At 69.8% G+C, this 17,935-nt stretch carries 15 protein-coding genes; 8 read left to right on the top strand and 7 right to left on the bottom strand.

All coding sequences use genetic code 11. The annotated features are described in order from the left end of the window. Nucleotides 1–40 precede the first annotated feature (40 nt). Entirely contained in the window at nt 41–1,228 is a 1,188-nt protein-coding gene (locus VMT65_RS37795) for a citrate synthase (RefSeq protein ID WP_326313551.1), read from the bottom strand. 90 nt (nt 1,229–1,318) lie between these two features. Between VMT65_RS37795 and VMT65_RS37790 the strand changes: the two genes are divergently transcribed. Further along, nucleotides 1,319–2,491, top strand: coding sequence for a citrate synthase/methylcitrate synthase (locus VMT65_RS37790; RefSeq protein WP_326313550.1), 1,173 nt, complete (start codon nt 1,319–1,321; stop codon nt 2,489–2,491). On the opposite strand, the gene VMT65_RS37785 is transcribed toward VMT65_RS37790, so the two are convergent. Continuing rightward, nucleotides 2,478–4,994 (bottom strand): ABC transporter permease, encoded by a 2,517-nt coding sequence (locus VMT65_RS37785; RefSeq protein WP_326313549.1) that lies wholly within the window; start codon nt 4,992–4,994, stop codon nt 2,478–2,480. The genes VMT65_RS37790 and VMT65_RS37785 overlap by 14 nt on opposite strands. Before the next feature lie 79 nt (nt 4,995–5,073). On the opposite strand from VMT65_RS37785, the gene VMT65_RS37780 reads away from it, so the two are divergent. The 3 genes from VMT65_RS37780 to VMT65_RS37770 all read left to right on the top strand — a co-directional run bounded on the left by VMT65_RS37780 (nt 5,074) and on the right by VMT65_RS37770 (nt 8,823). Beyond that, nucleotides 5,074–6,018: an NAD-dependent epimerase/dehydratase family protein gene (locus VMT65_RS37780; protein ID WP_326313548.1), complete on the top strand. Its 945-nt coding sequence runs from the start codon at nt 5,074–5,076 to the stop codon at nt 6,016–6,018. A gap of 68 nt (nt 6,019–6,086) precedes the next feature. Further along, on the top strand, nt 6,087–6,962 hold the full coding sequence (locus VMT65_RS37775; RefSeq protein ID WP_326313547.1) for an arylamine N-acetyltransferase family protein: 876 nt from the start codon (nt 6,087–6,089) through the stop codon (nt 6,960–6,962). A 268-nt stretch (nt 6,963–7,230) separates the two neighbouring features. After that, nucleotides 7,231–8,823 (top strand): serine/threonine-protein kinase, encoded by a 1,593-nt coding sequence (locus VMT65_RS37770; protein WP_326313546.1) that lies wholly within the window; start codon nt 7,231–7,233, stop codon nt 8,821–8,823. 51 nt (nt 8,824–8,874) lie between these two features. Here the strand turns inward: VMT65_RS37770 and VMT65_RS37765 are convergent, their stop codons facing one another. Continuing rightward, the gene (locus VMT65_RS37765) at nt 8,875–9,723 is read right to left on the bottom strand and encodes a helix-turn-helix transcriptional regulator (protein ID WP_326313545.1); all 849 of its coding nucleotides are present in this window, start codon (nt 9,721–9,723) and stop codon (nt 8,875–8,877) included. 146 nt (nt 9,724–9,869) lie between these two features. Between VMT65_RS37765 and VMT65_RS37760 the strand changes: the two genes are divergently transcribed. The 4 genes from VMT65_RS37760 (at nt 9,870) to yidC (ending at nt 12,641) form a co-directional block, all read left to right on the top strand. Next, nucleotides 9,870–10,916, top strand: a complete 1,047-nt coding sequence (locus VMT65_RS37760; protein ID WP_326313544.1) for an aldo/keto reductase — start codon at nt 9,870–9,872, stop codon at nt 10,914–10,916. 54 nt (nt 10,917–10,970) lie between these two features. Then, a complete protein-coding gene (locus VMT65_RS37755; protein WP_326313543.1) occupies nt 10,971–11,258 on the top strand; it encodes a putative quinol monooxygenase in 288 nt (95 codons plus the stop codon). 210 nt (nt 11,259–11,468) lie between these two features. Continuing rightward, complete coding sequence (locus VMT65_RS37750) at nt 11,469–11,765, top strand: DUF6412 domain-containing protein (RefSeq protein ID WP_326313542.1); 297 nt, start codon at nt 11,469–11,471, stop codon at nt 11,763–11,765. Nucleotides 11,766–11,864: 99 nt separating this feature from the next. Continuing rightward, on the top strand, nt 11,865–12,641 hold the full coding sequence (yidC, locus tag VMT65_RS37745; protein WP_326313541.1) for a membrane protein insertase YidC: 777 nt from the start codon (nt 11,865–11,867) through the stop codon (nt 12,639–12,641). Here the strand turns inward: yidC and VMT65_RS37740 are convergent. Genes VMT65_RS37740 through VMT65_RS37725 form a run of 4 tightly spaced genes read right to left on the bottom strand, consistent with a single transcriptional unit; the run spans nt 12,608 to nt 17,916 of the window. Then, nucleotides 12,608–16,474, bottom strand: a complete 3,867-nt coding sequence (locus VMT65_RS37740; RefSeq protein ID WP_326313540.1) for an nSTAND1 domain-containing NTPase — start codon at nt 16,472–16,474, stop codon at nt 12,608–12,610. The genes yidC and VMT65_RS37740 overlap by 34 nt on opposite strands. Nucleotides 16,475–16,480: 6 nt before the next feature. Then, nucleotides 16,481–17,080, bottom strand: coding sequence for a hypothetical protein (locus VMT65_RS37735; protein ID WP_326313539.1), 600 nt, complete (start codon nt 17,078–17,080; stop codon nt 16,481–16,483). Next, the gene (locus tag VMT65_RS37730) at nt 17,070–17,345 is read right to left on the bottom strand and encodes a hypothetical protein (protein ID WP_326313538.1); all 276 of its coding nucleotides are present in this window, start codon (nt 17,343–17,345) and stop codon (nt 17,070–17,072) included. Before VMT65_RS37730 ends, VMT65_RS37735 begins: the two co-directional genes overlap by 11 nt. A 28-nt stretch (nt 17,346–17,373) precedes the next feature. Further along, nucleotides 17,374–17,916, bottom strand: a complete 543-nt coding sequence (locus VMT65_RS37725) for a hypothetical protein (protein WP_326313537.1) — start codon at nt 17,914–17,916, stop codon at nt 17,374–17,376. Between the last annotated feature and the right edge of the window lie 19 nt (nt 17,917–17,935).

Here is a 17,935-nt window from a genome sequence, read left to right as displayed (position 1 = left end):
AAGTGCGCGGTTGGCTCACGATCACTGTGCGGTGGGAGAACTACTGGGGTGCTTGGGGTCTGGTGGGGCGGAATCGCATGGGGGGTTCGGTGTATTCCTCGAGGGTGTGGGCTAGCCAGCCTAGGGTGCGGGCTAGGGCGAAGATGGCTTCGCCTGCGTCGGGGGGCATGTTGTAGGTGTGCATGAGGGCGGCTAGGGCTAGGTCGATGTTCGGGAGGGCCACTAGGGGAGTGGCTAGTTGGGATTTGAGGGTGTCGATCGCGTTCAGGGCGGGGGTGGCGGCTGGAATGGTGCGCAGGGTGGTGAGCAGGAGGTCGGCGCGGGGGTCGGTTTGTTGGTAGATCAGGTGACCGAAGCCGGGGAGGGGGCCGCCCAGGCGTAGGCGTTCGGAGACTGCTCCGAGCGGGTCGGTGATGGCGTCGGTGAGGAAGCGGTGGGCGAGAGTGCTTGCGCCGCCGTGGTATTGGCTGTCGAGGGCGCCGAGGGCGGCGGATACCGTGCCGTAGGGGTGGACTCGGGCGCTGGCGGCTACTCGGGCGGCGACGGTGGAGACGGCCAGGCCGTGGTCGGCCAGGAGGGTGAGGACGGTGTCGAGGAGGGGGATGTTCGGGGGGTGGTCGGTCAGTGCGGGCCACAGCCTTTCGGCGAGGGTGCCCGAGGTCGGTGGGGTGGGTGTGAGCGCGTCCAGTTCGACGGCCAGGAGGATTCCGGCCGTTCGCAGGACGCCTTCGGGGGACAGGTCGAAACGCAACCGGTCGGTTGCGCCCGCTACGGCTACCGCTACCCGCAGGCGGTCGGAGAGGCGGGCCTGGGCGGGTAGGGCGGCGACTGCCGCGCGGGTGGCCGCGAGAATCTCTGGGGGCGCGGTGAATTGGGTAGCAGGGGTCGAGAGTTCGCCTGTCCACAGGAGATTCGCGACGGACTCCACGCGGTGGGCCGCCACCAGGTCGGCGACATTGTGGCCGCGGTAGTAGAGCTCGTCTCGGTCGAGGAGCGAGATTTCGGTGGTGATGTCGTCGACCGTGCCGCGGGGGCCTGAGCCGGGGCGGCGGCCGCGGGCGAGGCGGGAGACCTCGTCCTCGCGGAAGCGGCTGCCGCGGCGGTCGGAGGTGGGGACCTTGGTCAGCAGACCCCGGCTGACGTAGGCGTAGACCGTGGCGGGCTTGATGTCGAGGCGGTCCGCGACCTCGGCGGTGGTGAGGTAACGTGCGTCACTTTCGTCGGCCATGAGCTGCGCCTTCGGGAGTCATGTTGACTGGATCAATATTGACTGTAGTTGATCGGCCTCGTCATTGTTCAGGGAGAGGAGGTCTGAACAATGACGATCAATACGACTCCCATCGACGAGCTCATCGAGGTACCCGCGGGACTGCGCGGCGTGATCGCGGCCGAGACCCGGCTCTCGGACGTGCGCGGGAGCGAGGGGTTCTATCACTACCGGCAGTACTCGGCGATCGAGCTGGCGCGCGGCTGCACCTTCGAGCAGGTGTGGTTCCTCATGCTCGAGGGACGGCTGCCCGAGGCGGCGGAACTCGACGAATTCACCAATACCGTTGCGAGACTGCGGAAATTGCCGGACGAACTGCTGCCGGTGCTGGCCGCCGCCACCGGCGCGGAGTTCCGTCCGATGATCGGACTGCGCACCGCCCTCTCGATGCTGGCGTCCGTCCTCGACCTGCCCCCGCTCTGGGATGCCGATCCGGCCACGTGTGGCCGTGACGCGCTACGTCTGTGCGCGATGACCCCGACCATCCTGGCCGCACTCCACCGGCTGCATCGGGGGCTGGAACCCATTGAGCCGCAACCGAATCTGTCCACCGCCGCCAACTGGATCTATCAGCTGACCGGCGAACTCCCGGACCAACGCGCCGTCCGCGCCATCGACCGCTACCTCGTGGCCACGATCGACCACGGATTCAACGCGTCCACCTTCACCGCCCGGGTGGTGGCATCCACCGGCGCGGATATCGCCTCGGCCCTGATCGCCGCCATCGGCGCGTTCACCGGCCCGCTGCACGGCGGTGCACCCGACCGCGCCTTGGAGAGCCTCGACGAAATCGGCACACCCGACCGCATCGACGACTGGGTGCGCGCCAAGATTCGAAACGGGGACCGCATCATGGGTTTCGGCCATGCGGTCTACCGCACCGACGATCCCCGTTCCCTGTTGCTCCGCGAGACCGCGCTGGAATTCGGCGGCGCGCGAGTCGATTTCGCCACCACCGTCGAACGGCGTGTGGTCGAGTTGCTCGCCGAACTCAAACCCGGCCGCAGCATCTACGCGAACGTGGAGTTCTACGCTGGCGTGGTCATGGAACTGTGCGGCATCCCCCGGCCCATGTTCACCCCGACCTTCGCGGTGAGCCGGGTGATCGGCTGGACGGCCAATATTCTCGAACAGGCCGACACCGGGAAGATCATCCGTCCAGCCGCGCGATACATCGGCCCGGCCGCACCACAGCCGGTACCTCCTGTCGTCAGTCGGCGCTGACGGCCTCGACGATATTGAGTCGGGAGGCGCGCACCGCGGGCGGGATCGAGCCGAGAAGGCTCAAAGCCAGTGCGGCGGCGGTGAATACGGCCAGCAGGGGGCCGGGCCGGAAGGTGACGTCGATACCGAGCATGTCGGTGGCCAGCAGGGAGTAGAAGAACTGGTCGGCCAGGCCGAACAGCACGCCCAACCCGGCTCCGATGACACCGATGGCAGCGGCTTCGGCCAGGACCATGCGCAGCGCGAATCGGCGACTGGAGCCGACCGCCCGCAGAATGCCCAGTTCGCGGCGGCGCTCCAGCAATGCCAGGGTCAGCGTATTCAGCAGAGCCATGGCCGCGATGAAGGCGACGATCACCAGCATGATCCGGGACAGGACGAGGCCCTCCTGCATGGCGCGGCTGATGCCGTCCAGCGCCGCGGCTCCGGAGTAGACGTGGATCTCCGGGGGCAGCGCGGCACGGAGCGCCGAAATCAGTTGATGGCGATCGACTCCGGGGGCGGCGTCGATCTGCAGGGTGGTGGAGCCGGGACGTTGGAACCAGTCGCGCATGAGGGTGAGGCTCATGGCGGCGGTCCCGGCCAGCGCGGAGAAGTAGGAGACCGTTTCCAGGACGCGGGTGCGCCGCTCGCCGCTGGGTGTCTGCATGGTGAGGTCGTCACCGGCCGAAACACCCAGGGTGCGAGCCAGATCCCGGGACAGCACCATGCCTTCGCCCGCCAGCAGCCGTCGCTGGGTGTCGGGGGCCAGGGAGTGGAACATGGAGTAGTTGCTGCCCGGATCCACCCCGTAGACAAGGGCTTTGGTGCCGGAGAGGGAAGCGAATGCCAGCTGCCCCTCGACCGTGCGGTCGATGCCGGGCACGGTGGCAACCCGTCGAACGACGTCGTCCGGCAGCAACGTGGTGGGTGTCATGTCCTCGGCACTGAGCGCCACCCAGGCGTCGTTGTCGCCCAGCGAGGCGAAAGTCTCTCGGGCCGAACGGGTTGCGTCCGCGTTCGCGCCGGTGATGGTGATGGTCATGCCGACGGCGATGGTGACGGTCATGAGCGTCGCCCACACGCGGCGCGGGGCGCGGTCGATATTCACCCCCGCCAGCACTCCGGCCGACCCCAGCCGCCGCGCGAAGGCCGCGGCCAGCCGGACGATCGGACCGGCGCAGGCGAAGGCCAGCAGGATCTCCGCACCGAGCGCGAAACCCAGTGCGGCGGCGGCGAACAGGCCCAGATGAGCGCGTTGCACGACAATCGCGGCGACGACCAACACCGCCCCGAGCGCGGCCGCCCCGACCCGCAACCGCGTCGACACCACGTCGGCCCGCGACGCGCCGACCGGGGCCAGCGCCTCCACCGGCGACACCCGATACACCTGCCGCGCCGCCACCGCCGACGCCGCCACATTGGTCACCGTGGCCGCCACGATCGCGACCGGAATCGCGTACCAGGGCAGGAGATATTGCAGCCGAGCATCCATCACCTGCGTGAACGCACCCGGCAGCAGACTGATCGCGTACCGGCCCACCAGCACACCCAGCCCGGACCCGAGCAGCCCGCCAACCACACCGAGCACCAACGCCTCCGCGAGCACATCCCGCACGATCGTCTGCCGCCGCGCCCCGATGGCCCGCAGCATGGAGATCACCGGCCGCCGCCCCGCCAACGCCATGCTCATGGTGTTGTAGATCAGAAAGGCCGACACCACGAAGGCCAGCCCCGCGCCCATGGACGCGATGAACCGCACCATGACAATCCCATTGCCGGTCTGCGCCGCCCGCGCACTCGGCGTGCCGACCACCGCCCGACCCGCCACCGCGGCCGCCACCGCCGAACGCAGTTGCGCCCGATCGGTATTCGGCTCGGCGACGATCATCACCGAATCCAGCTCCCCGACTCGATTGGTGATCCGCTGCGCCACCGGCAGCGGAGCCACCAGATAATGCCCGCCATTGAGCTGTGCCAGCTGCTTCCCACCCAATACCGCCGCGATGGTGACCCGCACGGGCCCCAACTGCACCTGCTGCCCCTTCGCGAATCCCGTTCCCGGCCCGGCCAATACGCCGTTGGACACCGTCAACAGGCTCGCCAGCTCATCGCCCCGCACGGCCCCCTTCAGATCGCTGTCCAGCGCGGAACTCGAGGAATCCACCCCCAACACCAGCAGCCGATCCGAATCCGGTCCGGCACTGGCACGCAACATGGGCACGGCCGCCGCCACCCCCGGCACGGCGGCCACATCCGCGCGCACCTGCTGGGGGAATCCGGCGTCGGTGACCCCCGAAATCTCCAGGGCCGCATTGCCCGCCAGCCCGCTGGTCAACTTCTCGATCGACCCGGTGAGCGAGCCCGAAATGCCGATCACGGCCACCAGGAACGCCGAACACACCGACAGCACCACGATCGACGCCACCGTTCGCCCCCAGTGCGTGGTGAACTCGCGAATCGTGAACAGTCGCAGCCGGTCCAGCAGCGCGATCATGGACTGACGGTAGGTTCCCGCACCCATGGTGTCCACCCCCTGACCCCTCCCGCCCCGGACATTACCCTCGAAGGGACACAGGCGTGCTGAGAAGAGGTGAAGCGCAATGAAGGTCGTGGTGGCCGGAGCGACGGGAGCGATCGGACGGCCGCTGGTCACCGCGCTGCGGGCGGCCGGACATCAGGTGTACGCCCTGACCAGGGGCGGACGCGGGGCGGAGATCGCGCGCTCGCTCGGGGCCACCCCGCTGATCGCCAATGTCATGGACCGCTCGGACCTGCTGCGCGCCACCGAGCGGTTGACCGCCGACGCGATCATCCACGAGCTCACCGCCTACCGCTATTCCCCGCCCACCCACTACCACGCCCCGGGCCTGCTGCGCACCAACGCCTTACGCGAGATCGGCAGCAAACACCTGGTCGAGCTGGCCGAAAGAACCGGTGCGCGCAGGTATCTCACGCAATCGCTGATCGTCGGCTACGGCCTGCGCGACCACGGCAGCACTCCGGTCACCGAGCAGGAGCCCTTCGGCCGCATCCCCGGCGACGTCAACGACGGCATCATCGGGGCACTGCACGAGGCCGAATCGAGCGCCTGGCGCGCACCCGGCATCGACGGAATCGCCCTGCGCTACGGCCTGTTCTACGGCCCGGGCGCATCCGACACCTTCGTGCGCGCCCTGAAGATGCACGTGTTCCCGCTGCCCAAGACCGTCACCGGCTACACCGGCTTCATCCACCTCACCGATGCCGCCGCCGCGACCGTCGCCGCCCTCGAACACGGCGTCCCCGGTCAGGCCTACAACATCGTCGACGACGAACCCATCACCTGGGGCACCATGTTCGACGCCATGGCCGAGACCGTCGGCGCGCGCCCGCCCCGCCGCATCCCGGCCCGGCTGCTGCGCCTGACCTCGCCGCTGGCCGCCGCCCAGATGCTGGACTTCTCGATTCGCGTCTCCAATGCCAAGGCCCGCGCCGAATTGGGCTGGAAGCCCACCTATCCGACCTACCGTGAGGGCCTGCCCACACTCGTGAACGCGACGAATTAGCCCGACGGCGGAACACCGGGCCGCCGAACTAGGTTGATCATCGCGAACGACCTGACAGGAAGGCAGTGATGACCACACCGGCGGATCCCACGTACACCTGGCTGGGCGAGGAGCTCGACCTCGACGCCTACCTGGCCCGGATCGGCTTCACCGGTGAGCGCACGCCCACCCTGGCCACCCTGCGCGAACTGGTGCGTGCCCACACCACCACGATTCCGTTCGAGAATCTCGAGATCATCCTCGGCCGCGGCATACCCCTCGAACTGGATGCGCTGCAGGACAAGCTGATCCGGCGACGCCGCGGCGGCTACTGCTACGAGAACGTGCTGCTGTTCGCCGCCGCGCTCGAGCGGCTCGGCTTCGAAATTACCGCCATGTCCGGGCGCGTCACCCGCGGCGCGACCAACCTGCGCCCGGCCACGCACGCGTTGCTGCGGGTCCAGACCGCCGACGACGACCGGATCTGGCTGTGCGACGTCGGTTTCGGCTGGGGACCCCTCGAACCGATCGAACTCGTCTCCGGCCGCGGCGAATTCAGCGCCGGCGCATGGCGTTTCCGGCTGGATTCCCAGCCCGATCCGGTCGGCGGCGAACTCTGGACGCTGTACCAGTTCGGTAGGGACGGGTTCGTGGACCGCCACACCTTCGTCACCACCCCGCAGTACCGCGTCGATTTCGCGGTCGGCAACCACTACGTGTCGACCTCGCCGCGTTCGCCGTTCACCACGCGCCCGTTCGTGCAGCGCTTCCACGCGGAGCTGCAGCACACCCTCGACGGCACCACCTGGACCACCAACTATCCGGACGGATCGGACGAAGTACGCGAATTGGAGGTTGCCGAGCTACCGAAGGTGCTCGCGGAGGTCTTCGATATCGAGCTCGACGCGGCCGACGCGGCGCAACTCACGCGCGCGCAGTGGCCCGCCGCGCCGAGAAGTAGCTGAGCGCGTGTCGGTGTGTGGGAGCAAACACGCACCAAACCGTTTGGTCTATGTCTCGTCATAGATGCACTCCGACCAGGGATTTCCGGTATGGAGTCACGTAAACGTCACTCCGCTGCGGCATAGATCTCACCGAGATCTCGCTCATATCTCACGCTGACGTCGGCGATCCGCGCGTCGCCCGCTACACTCGTGCGGGGAAACGCGCGGGCAACCGCACTGTCACAGTCGTCTCGGAGAACTTCGGAGTAGTGCCATCGAAACCGGCCAAGTGATCGCAGGGCACTACCGCCTGGTCGAACGGATTGGTAGCGGCGGCACGGGTGTCGTCTGGCGAGCCGTCGACCAACGGCTCGAACGGTCCGTCGCGGTCAAACAGATCCTCACCCAGCCGAGCCTCTCGGATGCGGACAAGGACATCGTTCGGCAGCGCGCGGCCCGCGAGGCCCGTAATGCCGCCCGATTCCAGCACCCCAACGCGATCGTCGTGTTCGACATCACCGAGCACGAGGGCGACCCGTGCCTGGTCATGGAATACCTGCCGTCGCAGAGCCTCGCGGTGGTGCTATCCGCGCAGGGCACGTTGCCGCTGCCGCAGGTCGCCCGCATCGGCGAACAGGTGGCAAGCGCGCTCATCGCCGCCCATCGCGCCGGAATCGTGCACCGCGATGTCAAGCCGGGCAACATCCTGCTCGGCGACAACGGGGCGGTGAAGATCACCGACTTCGGCATCGCCAAGTCCAAGGGCGATGTCACCCTCACGGCCACCGGACTGATCTCCGGCACCGCCGCCTACCTCGCCCCCGAGGTCGCGCGCGGCGCCGAGCCGACCCCGGCCGCCGATGTCTTCGCCTTGGGCGCCACGCTCTTCCACGCGTTGGAGGGCGAACCGCCCTACGGCACCAACCCGAACCCGCTGGCGCTGCTGTACGCCGCGGCCAATGGCCAGATCAGCGAGCCGCGCAATGCCGGACCGCTGTCGGATCTGCTGCTGTCGCTGCTCAGCTTCGAGCCGGAGGACCGGCCGAGCATGCTCGACGTGCGCGACATCATGGCCGAATTCGCCGAGGTCGGCCCGGACGCCGAGGCCACCCGGGTGCTGGCCGCGCGCCGCTCGGGTGTCGCTACCCCGCCCGCCGGCGCCGCCCCGCGCACCGCCGCGCCGCGCCAGACCCGGCAGATGGAACGGCGGCCCTCCGCCAATGCCGACATTCCGACCGGCGCCATGAGCCAGGCGCAGCTGCTGGAGACCCCGCCGCCGCGCCCGCCCATGAACTCCGGCCCGCCGACCCGCAATCACCCTGCGCCGGAACCGGATTACGACGACGGCGAGACCGGATCGCGCAAGAAACTGATCTGGATCGCGCTGGTCGCCGTGGTCGTGGTGGCCGGTGGCATCGCGTTCGGGTTGCTGAGCAATTCGAGCTCGGGCAGCAACTCGGGCGCGGGTGACGGCAGCACCACCAAGGCGTCGACCTCGGTGAGCGCCACCAAGGGCGCGCCGTCGGGCCTCGGCCAGACCAAGAGCGCCGCCCCGGTCAACTTCGACAGCGCGCTCGACGTGGTGCAGGCGTTCTGTGACAGCCTGCTGCCCAATGGCAACACCGCCAATGCCTGGAAGCGCCTGACCCCCGCCGCGCAGCAGGTCTACGGCAGTCAGCAGGCGTTCCAGAGCTATTGGACCCAGAACCCGGTGCAGAGCTACGCCGGTATCAGCGGGACCAATGGCGGCAGCGCCAATGCCGATGGCTCCATGGACATCTCGCTGGCCAGCCTCACCACCAAGACTGGGACCAAGGCGCTGAACCTGCGCGTGGTCGACGCCGGCGGTGGCAACCTCCAGATCGACAGCGACACCAAGTAGGACTCGAAAGGAAAAGCGCCGCACCGGAATTCCGGTGCGGCGCTTTTCGTATCAGCGGTCGGCGGTCTCGGCGGCCAGCGAGGCGAGCAGTTGCAGCGCGTCCTCGCTGGGCGAGCCGGGCTCCACGTGGTGAGCCACCAGTGCCTGATCGGGATCGTCTGGGAGCCGCAGGGTTTCGTAGCCGAGTTCGATGCGGCCCACGATGGGGTGCCGGTAGATGTGGCGGCCGTGGGTCTTGTCCTTGAGCTCGTGGCGTTCCCACAGGCGCGCGAATTCCGGGCTCTTGGCGTTCATTTCGTCGATCAGCGCGGTGATGCGCGGGTCGCCCGGATTGCGGGCGGCGTCCACGCGCAGGTAGGCCACGGTGTCGGCGGCCTTGTCGTCCCAGTCCTCGTAGAGGTCCTTCGCGCCCTCGTCGAGGAACACCAGGTGCAGGAAGTCGCGCTGCTCGGGCGCGAGCGCGCCGAAGTCGGTGATCAGGGCCGCCGCCAGGCGATTCCAGGCCAGCACGCTGACCCCGCGGCCCACGATGTAGGCGGGCACGTCGTGGGCGGCGTCGAGCAGGCGGCGCAGACCGGGCCGCACCTCCTGCGCGGCGGGTGGTTCCTCGCCCGACCACGGGCGGGCGAGCAGGTAAAGATGGTCGCGCTCAACCTGATTCAGTCGCAGCGCCCGCGCCACCGCGTCCAGGACGGACTCGGAGAACTGCAGGCTGCGTCCCTGCTCCAGGCGCACGTAGTGATCCACGCTGACCCCGGCCAGCAGCGCCAGCTCCTCGCGGCGCAGGCCGGGCACGCGGCGGCGGGCCCCGTGATCGATCAGGCCCACCTCCTCCGGGCTGAGCCGGGCGCGGCGGGAGCGCAGGAATTCACCGAGTTCGGCGCGGCGGTCCAAGGTCATGACACCAGTTAACCAAGACGCCCGCGAAATCCATCCTGGTCATCGCGTGCCCAGGCAGACGCCGCACTGTTTAGGCCGCCTGCGCGCGACGAAAGTAATGGTCAGCGCCGCAACGGACGGCGAAAGACCTACGAGGAGCACACACCATGACCTCCCTGCCCACCACCCAGCTCGGCACCACCGACATGACCATCAGCCGGATCGGATTCGGCGCGTGGGCGGTCGGCGGTTCGGGTTGGCGCTACACCTGGGGCACCCAGGACGACAACGACTCGATCGCCACCATCCGCCGCGCCATCGAGTCGGGCGTGAACTGGATCGACACCGCCGCCGTCTACGGGCTCGGCCACTCCGAGGAAGTGGTCGCCAAGGCCATCGCCGGACTGCCCGAAGCCGACCGGCCCTACGTCTTCACCAAGGTCGGCCTGGTCTGGGACGAGAACGACCGCGCCGCCGCGCCCAAGCGGATCATGGCCGCCGACAGCGTGCGCCGCGAACTCGAGGACTCACTGCGCCGGCTGAACGTCGAGCGCATCGACCTGTACCAGGTGCACTGGCCCGATACCGGTGCCTCGCTGGACTTCTCGGATCCCGACGGCGTCGACAACGCCAAGGTCACCCCGCTCGAGGAGTACTGGCAGACCATGGCCGACCTCGTGCAGGAGGGGAAGGTGCGCGCCATCGGCCTGTCCAATCACGATGTGCCGCAATTGGAGATCGCCGAATCCATCGCCCACGTGGACGCCATCCAGCCGCAGTTCTCGCTGATCAAGCGGCAGGCCGCGAACGAATTGGCCTGGGCGGCAGCCCATCACACCGGTGGCATCATCTACCAGCCGCAGCACTCGGGCCTGCTGACCGGCGCGTTCTCGGCCGAACGCGTCGCCAACCTGTCCGCCGACGACTGGCGCAAGAGCTTCCCGGAGTTCACCACCGAACTCGACCGCAACCTGGCCCTGGTGGAGGCGCTGCGCCCGATCGCCGCGGCGCACGACACCACCGTCGGCGCGGTCGCCATCGCCTGGACCCTGACCTGGCCCGGCGTCACCGGCGCGATCGTCGGGGCCCGCTCGCCCGAGCAGGTCGACGGCTGGATCGACGGCGCCGCACTGGAATTGACCCCCGCCGACCTGGACGCCATCGCCACCGCGCTGCGCACCACCGGCGCGGGCGAGGGCCCGATCGGGCGCTGAAGCCCGCCACGCTACGAACAACGAAGAACCACCGCTGATTTCGAGGAGACCCCAATGACCCTGCACGTGATCGCCGAACTCCGAGCCGCCGCCGGACACGAGGACCGGCTGCGCACCGGGCTGGAAGCCATGATCGAGCCGTCCCTCGCCGAGGCGGGCTGCATCTCCTACCAGCCCTTCACCAATCCGAACGATCCGGCGCACATGGTCGTGGTCGAGGAGTGGGTGGACGCCGACGCGCTGGAGAAGCACTTCGCCACCGAGCACTTCCAGCACGTCGCCGGAGTCATGGAAGGCATCCTGGCCGAGCCCATGATCATCAAGCGCCTCGTCGCCGAGTAGCCCGGCCGGGCCCAGTGATCCTCGCGCCCCCGCGGTTCGCCGCGGGGGCGCGATCGTGTGCGGAGCGCATGCCACAGCATCCGAGCACATGGCGCGGCTGCCGGGTCTCGATTCGGCCGCACGGATCTATGACGCCGCGCAAGGCCGCAGGGCGCAGCGCCGGTGTAGGACACAGTGCTGTTGGGCCCGAACCGAGGTAATGTCGGCCGCATGGTCAACCGGATTCGATCGACGGCGCTGCCGCTGGGCGCGCTCGTGGTCTCCGCGTGGGCCGTGTTGTATCTGGCCGCGGCCACCCCCGATTCCCTGTTCGTGCTGGGTGCGGTCGCGGTGGTCGCGGTGACCGCCGCCCTGCTGTCGGCGCGCGGGCCGCTGCTCGTGGCGGTCGCGCAGACCGGTCCGGCGGAATCGGCCGGACGGCGTCGTCGCGGCACCTTCCTGCGGCAGAGCAATCCCGACGCTCCCGGGCGTCCGCGCCCGCGCGCACCAGGAGTCCTCGCGGCCTGACCCGCGCCGCCCTCGACGGGCGGGCACGGTCGGGCTCTTCGCATTCCCAATTCTCTTCGCCCGCAGCCGATGCGCGGGCGTCTTCGCAGCGAGGTACTCGTGCTCGACTTCATCTATTACCCCGTGTCCGCCGTGCTGTGGCTGTGGCACACCGCCTTCGCGGCCATCCTCGGTTCGGGCAGCGGCCTGGCCTGGGTGCTGGCCATCGTCCTGCTGGTCATGACCCTGCGCGCCTTGCTGATTCGCCCGTTCCTCGCGCAGCTGAAGTTCTCCCGCGCCCTGGCCGAGATGCAGCCGAAGGTGCAGGAGATCAAACGCAAGCACGCCGGTGACCGGGAGCAGCAGGCCCTGGCGTTGCAGGAACTGCAGAAGGAATCCGGCGTCAATGTGCTGACGGGCTTTCTGCCCATGATCGGACAGGCCCTGGTGTTCATCGGCCTCTATCACGTGCTGCGCTCGTTCCAGCCCGGCCACACCGAGAACTACGTCTTCAATGCCGCTCAGGTGCAGTCGTTCCTGGACGCCAAGCTCTTCGGCGCACCCCTGAACGCCACCCTGACCGCGGCGGGTTCGTCGTTCACCGCCGTTGCCGCCGTGGCCATTCCGCTCATGCTCATCGCGGCCGTGGCCACGCACTTCACCGCCCGTGCCGCCGTCGCCCGCCAGACCCCGCCCGCCGACGCGGCCGGCGCATCCCAGGTTCGCCTCATGAACACGGTGTCGCAGTGGGTCTTTCCCGCCGGAGCCCTGCTCTTCGGCCCGGTGATGCCGATCGCGATCCTGCTGTACTTCGTCACCCAGAACGCCTGGACCTTCGCACAGCAGCATCTGGTGGCGACCCGCTACGGGCAGGGTGCGACGAAGGGAACCGACTGAAACATCTCCCGCCAGACGGTATCCCCGATGTGCGCGGCGGTGGCGGTACACAAGCGGTCCGCCACCGTCGCCGCATCGGTGAACCACAGCGCCGAGACCTGATCGCCGACCCCGAGCAACCGGGACGGGTCGCGCGGTGCGAAGAAGATGAACCAGGCCCAGCCCACCGGTGCGGTGAGCGGCGCGGTCACCGGCGAAATCCCGTCGCCCGCACCGATATCCCACAGGCGTGCCGCGTCATCGTTGCCGCCGGAGGCCAGTCGGTGTCCGGTGGTGTCGATGGCCAGGCCGCGCACCGCGCCGACATGGGCGCGCACCGCGCCGAGCGCGCGCGGATGGTCCAGGTCGGAGACCTGCCACGCGCGGACCATGCCGGAGTCATCGCCGGTGAACAGGCGCTCGCCGTCAGGCGTGAAGCGCAGGACACCGGCGTTCACGCCACCCACATCCACCACGTGATGGGCCAGATGGTCCAGATCGGCCAAGTCCCACAGGTGGATTCGCGCGGCGTCGTCGGTGGCGGCGACCACCGTGCCCGACGGCGCGATGGTCGCCGTCACCACCGTGCGATCGGTGTCCGGCGGCAGCGTGGCCACCGGACGAGGATCCGCGGGATTCGACACGTCCCAGAGCCGCAGTCGCCCCTGCGGGCCACCGGTGAGCAGCCGGTCCCCGCGCGGGGCGAAAACCACCACCGGACCGGAACTTTCGGCCAACGGCCCGGCGGCGGGCACCGGATGGCCCGGATCACGCAGATCCCACAGCCGCACGCCGTCCGCGCCCGCCACGGCCATCAGGTCGCCATCGGGGCGGACGGCGACCCGAATGCCGTCGGAATCCGGTGGCGCGGCGGGGAATTCGCCGATCGGCTGGGCCAGCTGCGGGTTGCGGACATCCCAGACCTGCACCCGGCCATCACGTAATCCGCCGACCAGCCGGGTGCCGTCGCGGGACAGCCCGGCGTCGGTGAGCGCGCCGTCGAAAATGATCGGCAGATACACCAGCGGCGTGCGCCAGGCCACCACGTGCCCGTCCGGGCCCGCCGTCAGCATGCGGGTGTCGGCGAGCATGGTGAGCGGCGCGATCGACTCCACGCTACTGTGGAACACCCACCCCGTCGGCGACACGCGATTCCGATCCCGGGTGTCCCAGATCCGCAGCGCCCCATCCGAACCCACCGAAACCAGCGCCTGATCATCATGGGTGAAGGCCAGCCCCACGATCGGGGCGCGCCGTGGCGTCTCGTGGCCGATCGCGCGCGGGGCCGACGGGTCCCGGATATCCCAGACCAGCAGATCGCCGTCGGAGGTCCCGGCCGCCAGCAGCCCGCCCGGCCCCGCCGCCAGCGCCTCGACCGCACCGGGCGGGGTGAGGTCCGCGCCCACCGCCGTCAGCCCGCCCGCCGCGTCGACCTCCCACAACCGCACCCGGCGGTCCGCACCGGCGCTGGCCACCACCGTCGGCGCGTCCGGGGGTGGCGGGGCAGCGCCGGGGACCGGATCCGTGGACAGCGCCAGCGCCGAGATCGCACCGGCATGCGCGGGGACGGCCGCCAGTCGCCGAATCGCACCCGGATCGGTGACATCCAACAGCGACAGCGTGCCCCCGGCATCGGCCGCCAGCAGCGTGTGATCGCCGGGTAGGTAGCGCACGGCGGTCGCCGCCGCGCCGAGATCGATGCTGCCCAGGGCGTGAGGTTCGTTGGGGTGCCGCACATCCCACAGCCGCACGGTGCCATCCCGGCTCGCTGCGGCCAACCGCGCGCCCGCGCTGTCGAAGGCGACCGCCTCGACGGGGCCGCGCGGTCCGGTCAACGGGCCGCCCACCGCGATCACCGCCCGCTCGTCGGAGACGTTCCACAGCCGCACGGTGCCGTCGCTCCCGCCGCTGGCCGCCAGGCCCCGGCCCGGGGCGGCGGTCAGCCCGTATACCGGTCCCGCATGCGCCTCGGGCGAGGCGGTGTTCAACGGAAGACTCTGCGCCGCCAGCAATCTGGCCCGCGCACCCGGATCGTCGCCGTTCATTCGATACCCCGCCAGCGCCAGCTGCACCGAGAGACCCGGATCGATCTGCTCCAGACGCTGGGATTCGGCGATCACCTGACCCAGCCACGCGCCCCGGCGCTCCTCGGCGACGGAGGTGCGGCCCACGTACACGGCCACGGCGAGCACGACCGCCAGCACGGTGAGCGCGGCGATCGCGACCTGGAACGCGCGCACCCGCCGCACCCGGCGGCGATGGCGAACGGTGGCCTCGGACAAGAACTCCCGGGCCAGCCGGTTGGGGGTGGCGGTGCGCCGCAGCCAGGCATTGGCGTCCTCGAGTCGGGTCCGGGAGTAGAGCAGCCGCGCGGGCCGATCCCGGCGCGCCCATTCGCGGGCGTCGGCCTCGATGCGCGGGCGGATGGCGGCGAATTCCCGTTCCTCGGAGATCCATTCGCTCATCCGCGGCCAGGCCGTCAGCAGCATGTCGTGCACCAGTTCGATGCGGTCCTTGTGGCGCACGACGAGCTGATTGCGCAGCAGCCAGCCGATGACGGCGCGCGTGATCTCGGGATCCTCGGCCTCCTCGATGAGGACCTCGGGCGAAAGGCGGTCGCGCTGAGTGGAAATCGGGCCGATGAAGGTCAAGGCCATGAGAACCTGGCGGACCGCGGCCTGCTCGCGCTCGTCGAGCCGGGCCCACAGCACCTCGCAGCCCTTCGCGAAAGCGATCTCGACACCGCCGGTTTCGCGGTAGGCGTCGAGGGTGAGGGTGCGGCCGTGGCGGTGTTTCCAGGTCTCGTACAGGACGTAGGAGAACATGGTGAGGCGCAGCGGGCTGTGCGGATCGAAGAGGGACAGATCCTTCAGCAGCACCTCGATCAGACTGTCCTCCACCTTCAACCCGGTGGCCGCGGCGGGGCGTGTGATCGCCTCGCGCAGTTCGGAATCCGACATGGGTTCGAGCAGCATGGTCGGATTCCGCAGCGCCGCGGCCGTCACCGGATGGTTGGCCAGCTCGGGCAGCAGCCCACTGTCGCAGGCCAGAACCACGGCGGTGCGCGGTGCGGCGTCCGCCCGCGAGACCGCGCCGAGCTGGGTCAGGAACCGGTCGGGGAACGTGGCCCGGTTCCGGGTGAACAACGTGCGGCCATTGTCGACCAACAGGATTCGTGGCCCGGGTCCGGCCTGGGCGAGCGCCGCCTCCACATCGTCGCCCGGGGCCACCACCACCGGTGTGCGCCCGCGCGGATCCGCCTGCACGCCCGCGGCCAACAGCGAGGATTTCCCGACCCCGCGCCCGCCGATCATGATCACCACCGCGGGCTCGGTATCGGCCTCGGCGGTCTCGATCAGATCCCAGAGTCGGCGCAGCGCCGCCGTGCGGCCGAAGAACAGGTCGGCGTCCTCGGGACGGTAGGGCAGCACGCCACGATACGGCGGGCGGTTGCTGTCGACGGTGTCCTTGGCGGTCTTCGCCGCCTGCCAATCCGCCTGCCAGTGGCGCAGATCCAGCAGTGTGGCGTCGACGTCCGGGTCGGGCGGGCGCTGGCGGGCCTCCCGGATCAGCACCTCCAGCACCGGCGCGACCGCCTCGAAACTGGCGGGGGTGCGATTGCCCAGCCGCCAATCGCTGATGCGCTGCGCGGTGATCGGCGTGCAGCCGGGCCGCAGGCGGGTATTCGCCGCGCGGATCACCTGTTTCACCGGTGGCGCGCCCGCCGCCGCGAACAGCGCGGTCAGGCGGGCGGCGAAGGCGGCGCGGCCGGTGCCGTCGGCCCCGCCGGAGTCGGTGGGGCCGGGCGGCTTCGGTCGATCCGGCCGCGGCGGCAGGTCATCCCGCTCCGCCAACCGCGCCTACCGACGGATTCCGGGGCCCGCGACCGGTCCGGCCGGGACGGGCCGGGGCGTCGGTCCGGCCGGTGTCTGCGGGGCGACCGTGGAATCGGCGAAAACCGTGGAACAGGACAACCGCATACCCTCCACCGATGTGTCGAGCGCGTGTAGTGAACGCTGAACCGAGTCGACCGTCTCCTGGGGCGGACTCGCTCCGTCGACGGCCTGGGCGAGCTGGGTCAAGCTGTCGTGCAGCGCGGCTCCGGCATTCGCGACGGCGGTGAAGGCCCGCCGGGGCAGCGGCGAGGTCATCGTACCCGCCGTGCTGTGCAGATCCGCGTTGATGAGCCCCGACAGGCGTGCCGCCTCCCGCACCCGTCGGCCGACCTCGGTCAGGTCACCGCGGTCGGAGGCGGGTCCGATGCCATTGAGTTGGGCGGAGAGCGCGGTGAAGGTGTCCTGCAGGCCGCCGATGGCGCGGCCGCCCGTGGTGCAGTCGGCGGTATCGGGATCGGCGGCCGGTTTCTCGGACTGCGAGTGGGAGCAACCGGCCAGGGCGGCGACGGTCATCGCGCAACCTACGATGACCGTCGCCACCTGCCGTCCCGTGCTACGCGACATGGGACAACCCCGTCAGCACGGCATCCTGCACGGCGGGCAGGAATCCCAGATTCGCGACGAGCGCCAGGCCGACGCCCAGCCGGATGGTGCGGTGCCGCTGCCACCAGCCCACCGGCCCGCGCCGCGGGTGGTGGCAGCGTTCACGGGTCTCGGCATCCGAGGCGCTCTCCTCGTAGTACCCGTAACCCACGGGGGCGGAACGGATATCGAGCAGACCACCGAGCGGATCGGACACGCCCGCACTACTGAACCGGGTCTCGATCATGGCGTACTCCTCACTGCGGGAGAAGGATTCAGGAGATGACCGAGGTCCACGGCTGCATCAGCGCGTCGTGCACCTCCTGGGTGTAGCGGCCGCGGCCGACCAGATCGCTCAGCACGGCCGCGGTGACGGCCTGGCTCACCACGGTCAGGGTGCCGATCGAGCCCAGCGACTGCAGCAGCCCGGCCAGCTCGCCGCCGGTGCTCGGACCGGCCGAGATGGCCTGTCCGGCAACCAGACCCGCGATCTGCACATTGCGGGAGCGGCCGAACTCCTTGGCCGTCTCGCTGGCGATCTGCAGCGGCTGCGGATCCTGCGACGGCTGGCCCAGGCCGGACAGCAGTCCGGCCAGACCGCCCGCGCCGCCCGCCGCGCCGGTGAGCGCGCTCATGCTGTCCTGCATGCGCTTTCCGGCCTCGGCGTTCATCTTCTCCCGCTCGTCGGCGGTCAACTGGGCGGCGCGTTCCACGATCCGCATGACCGCCGCCCACTGCGGGCCGTACAGGTACTCGAGGTGCAGGGCCGGGTCGAGGGTCGCGAACGGGATGGTGGGGTCGTTGTTTTCGATACTCATGGCGATCTCCTTCGGGTGA

The organism is Nocardia sp. CDC153, from assembly GCF_035818515.1.
Taxonomy (GTDB): domain Bacteria; phylum Actinomycetota; class Actinomycetes; order Mycobacteriales; family Mycobacteriaceae; genus Nocardia.
Note: the sequence above shows the minus strand (reverse complement) of the source record. Positions and strands in the feature narration are given on the sequence as shown.

Excerpts from the sequence above, each read along its gene's own strand:
- VMT65_RS37795 (WP_326313551.1), bottom strand. The coding sequence starts at position 1,228 with ATGGCCGACGAAAGTGACGCACGTTACCTCACCACCGCCGAGGTCGCG.
- VMT65_RS37790 (WP_326313550.1), top strand. The coding sequence starts at position 1,319 with ATGACGATCAATACGACTCCCATCGACGAGCTCATCGAGGTACCCGCG.
- VMT65_RS37785 (WP_326313549.1), bottom strand. The coding sequence starts at position 4,994 with ATGGGTGCGGGAACCTACCGTCAGTCCATGATCGCGCTGCTGGACCGG.
- VMT65_RS37780 (WP_326313548.1), top strand. The coding sequence starts at position 5,074 with ATGAAGGTCGTGGTGGCCGGAGCGACGGGAGCGATCGGACGGCCGCTG.
- VMT65_RS37775 (WP_326313547.1), top strand. The coding sequence starts at position 6,087 with ATGACCACACCGGCGGATCCCACGTACACCTGGCTGGGCGAGGAGCTC.
- VMT65_RS37765 (WP_326313545.1), bottom strand. The coding sequence starts at position 9,723 with ATGACCTTGGACCGCCGCGCCGAACTCGGTGAATTCCTGCGCTCCCGC.
- VMT65_RS37760 (WP_326313544.1), top strand. The coding sequence starts at position 9,870 with ATGACCTCCCTGCCCACCACCCAGCTCGGCACCACCGACATGACCATC.
- VMT65_RS37755 (WP_326313543.1), top strand. The coding sequence starts at position 10,971 with ATGACCCTGCACGTGATCGCCGAACTCCGAGCCGCCGCCGGACACGAG.
- VMT65_RS37750 (WP_326313542.1), top strand. The coding sequence starts at position 11,469 with ATGGTCAACCGGATTCGATCGACGGCGCTGCCGCTGGGCGCGCTCGTG.
- VMT65_RS37735 (WP_326313539.1), bottom strand. The coding sequence starts at position 17,080 with ATGTCGCGTAGCACGGGACGGCAGGTGGCGACGGTCATCGTAGGTTGC.
- VMT65_RS37730 (WP_326313538.1), bottom strand. The coding sequence starts at position 17,345 with ATGATCGAGACCCGGTTCAGTAGTGCGGGCGTGTCCGATCCGCTCGGT.
- VMT65_RS37725 (WP_326313537.1), bottom strand. The coding sequence starts at position 17,916 with ATGAGTATCGAAAACAACGACCCCACCATCCCGTTCGCGACCCTCGAC.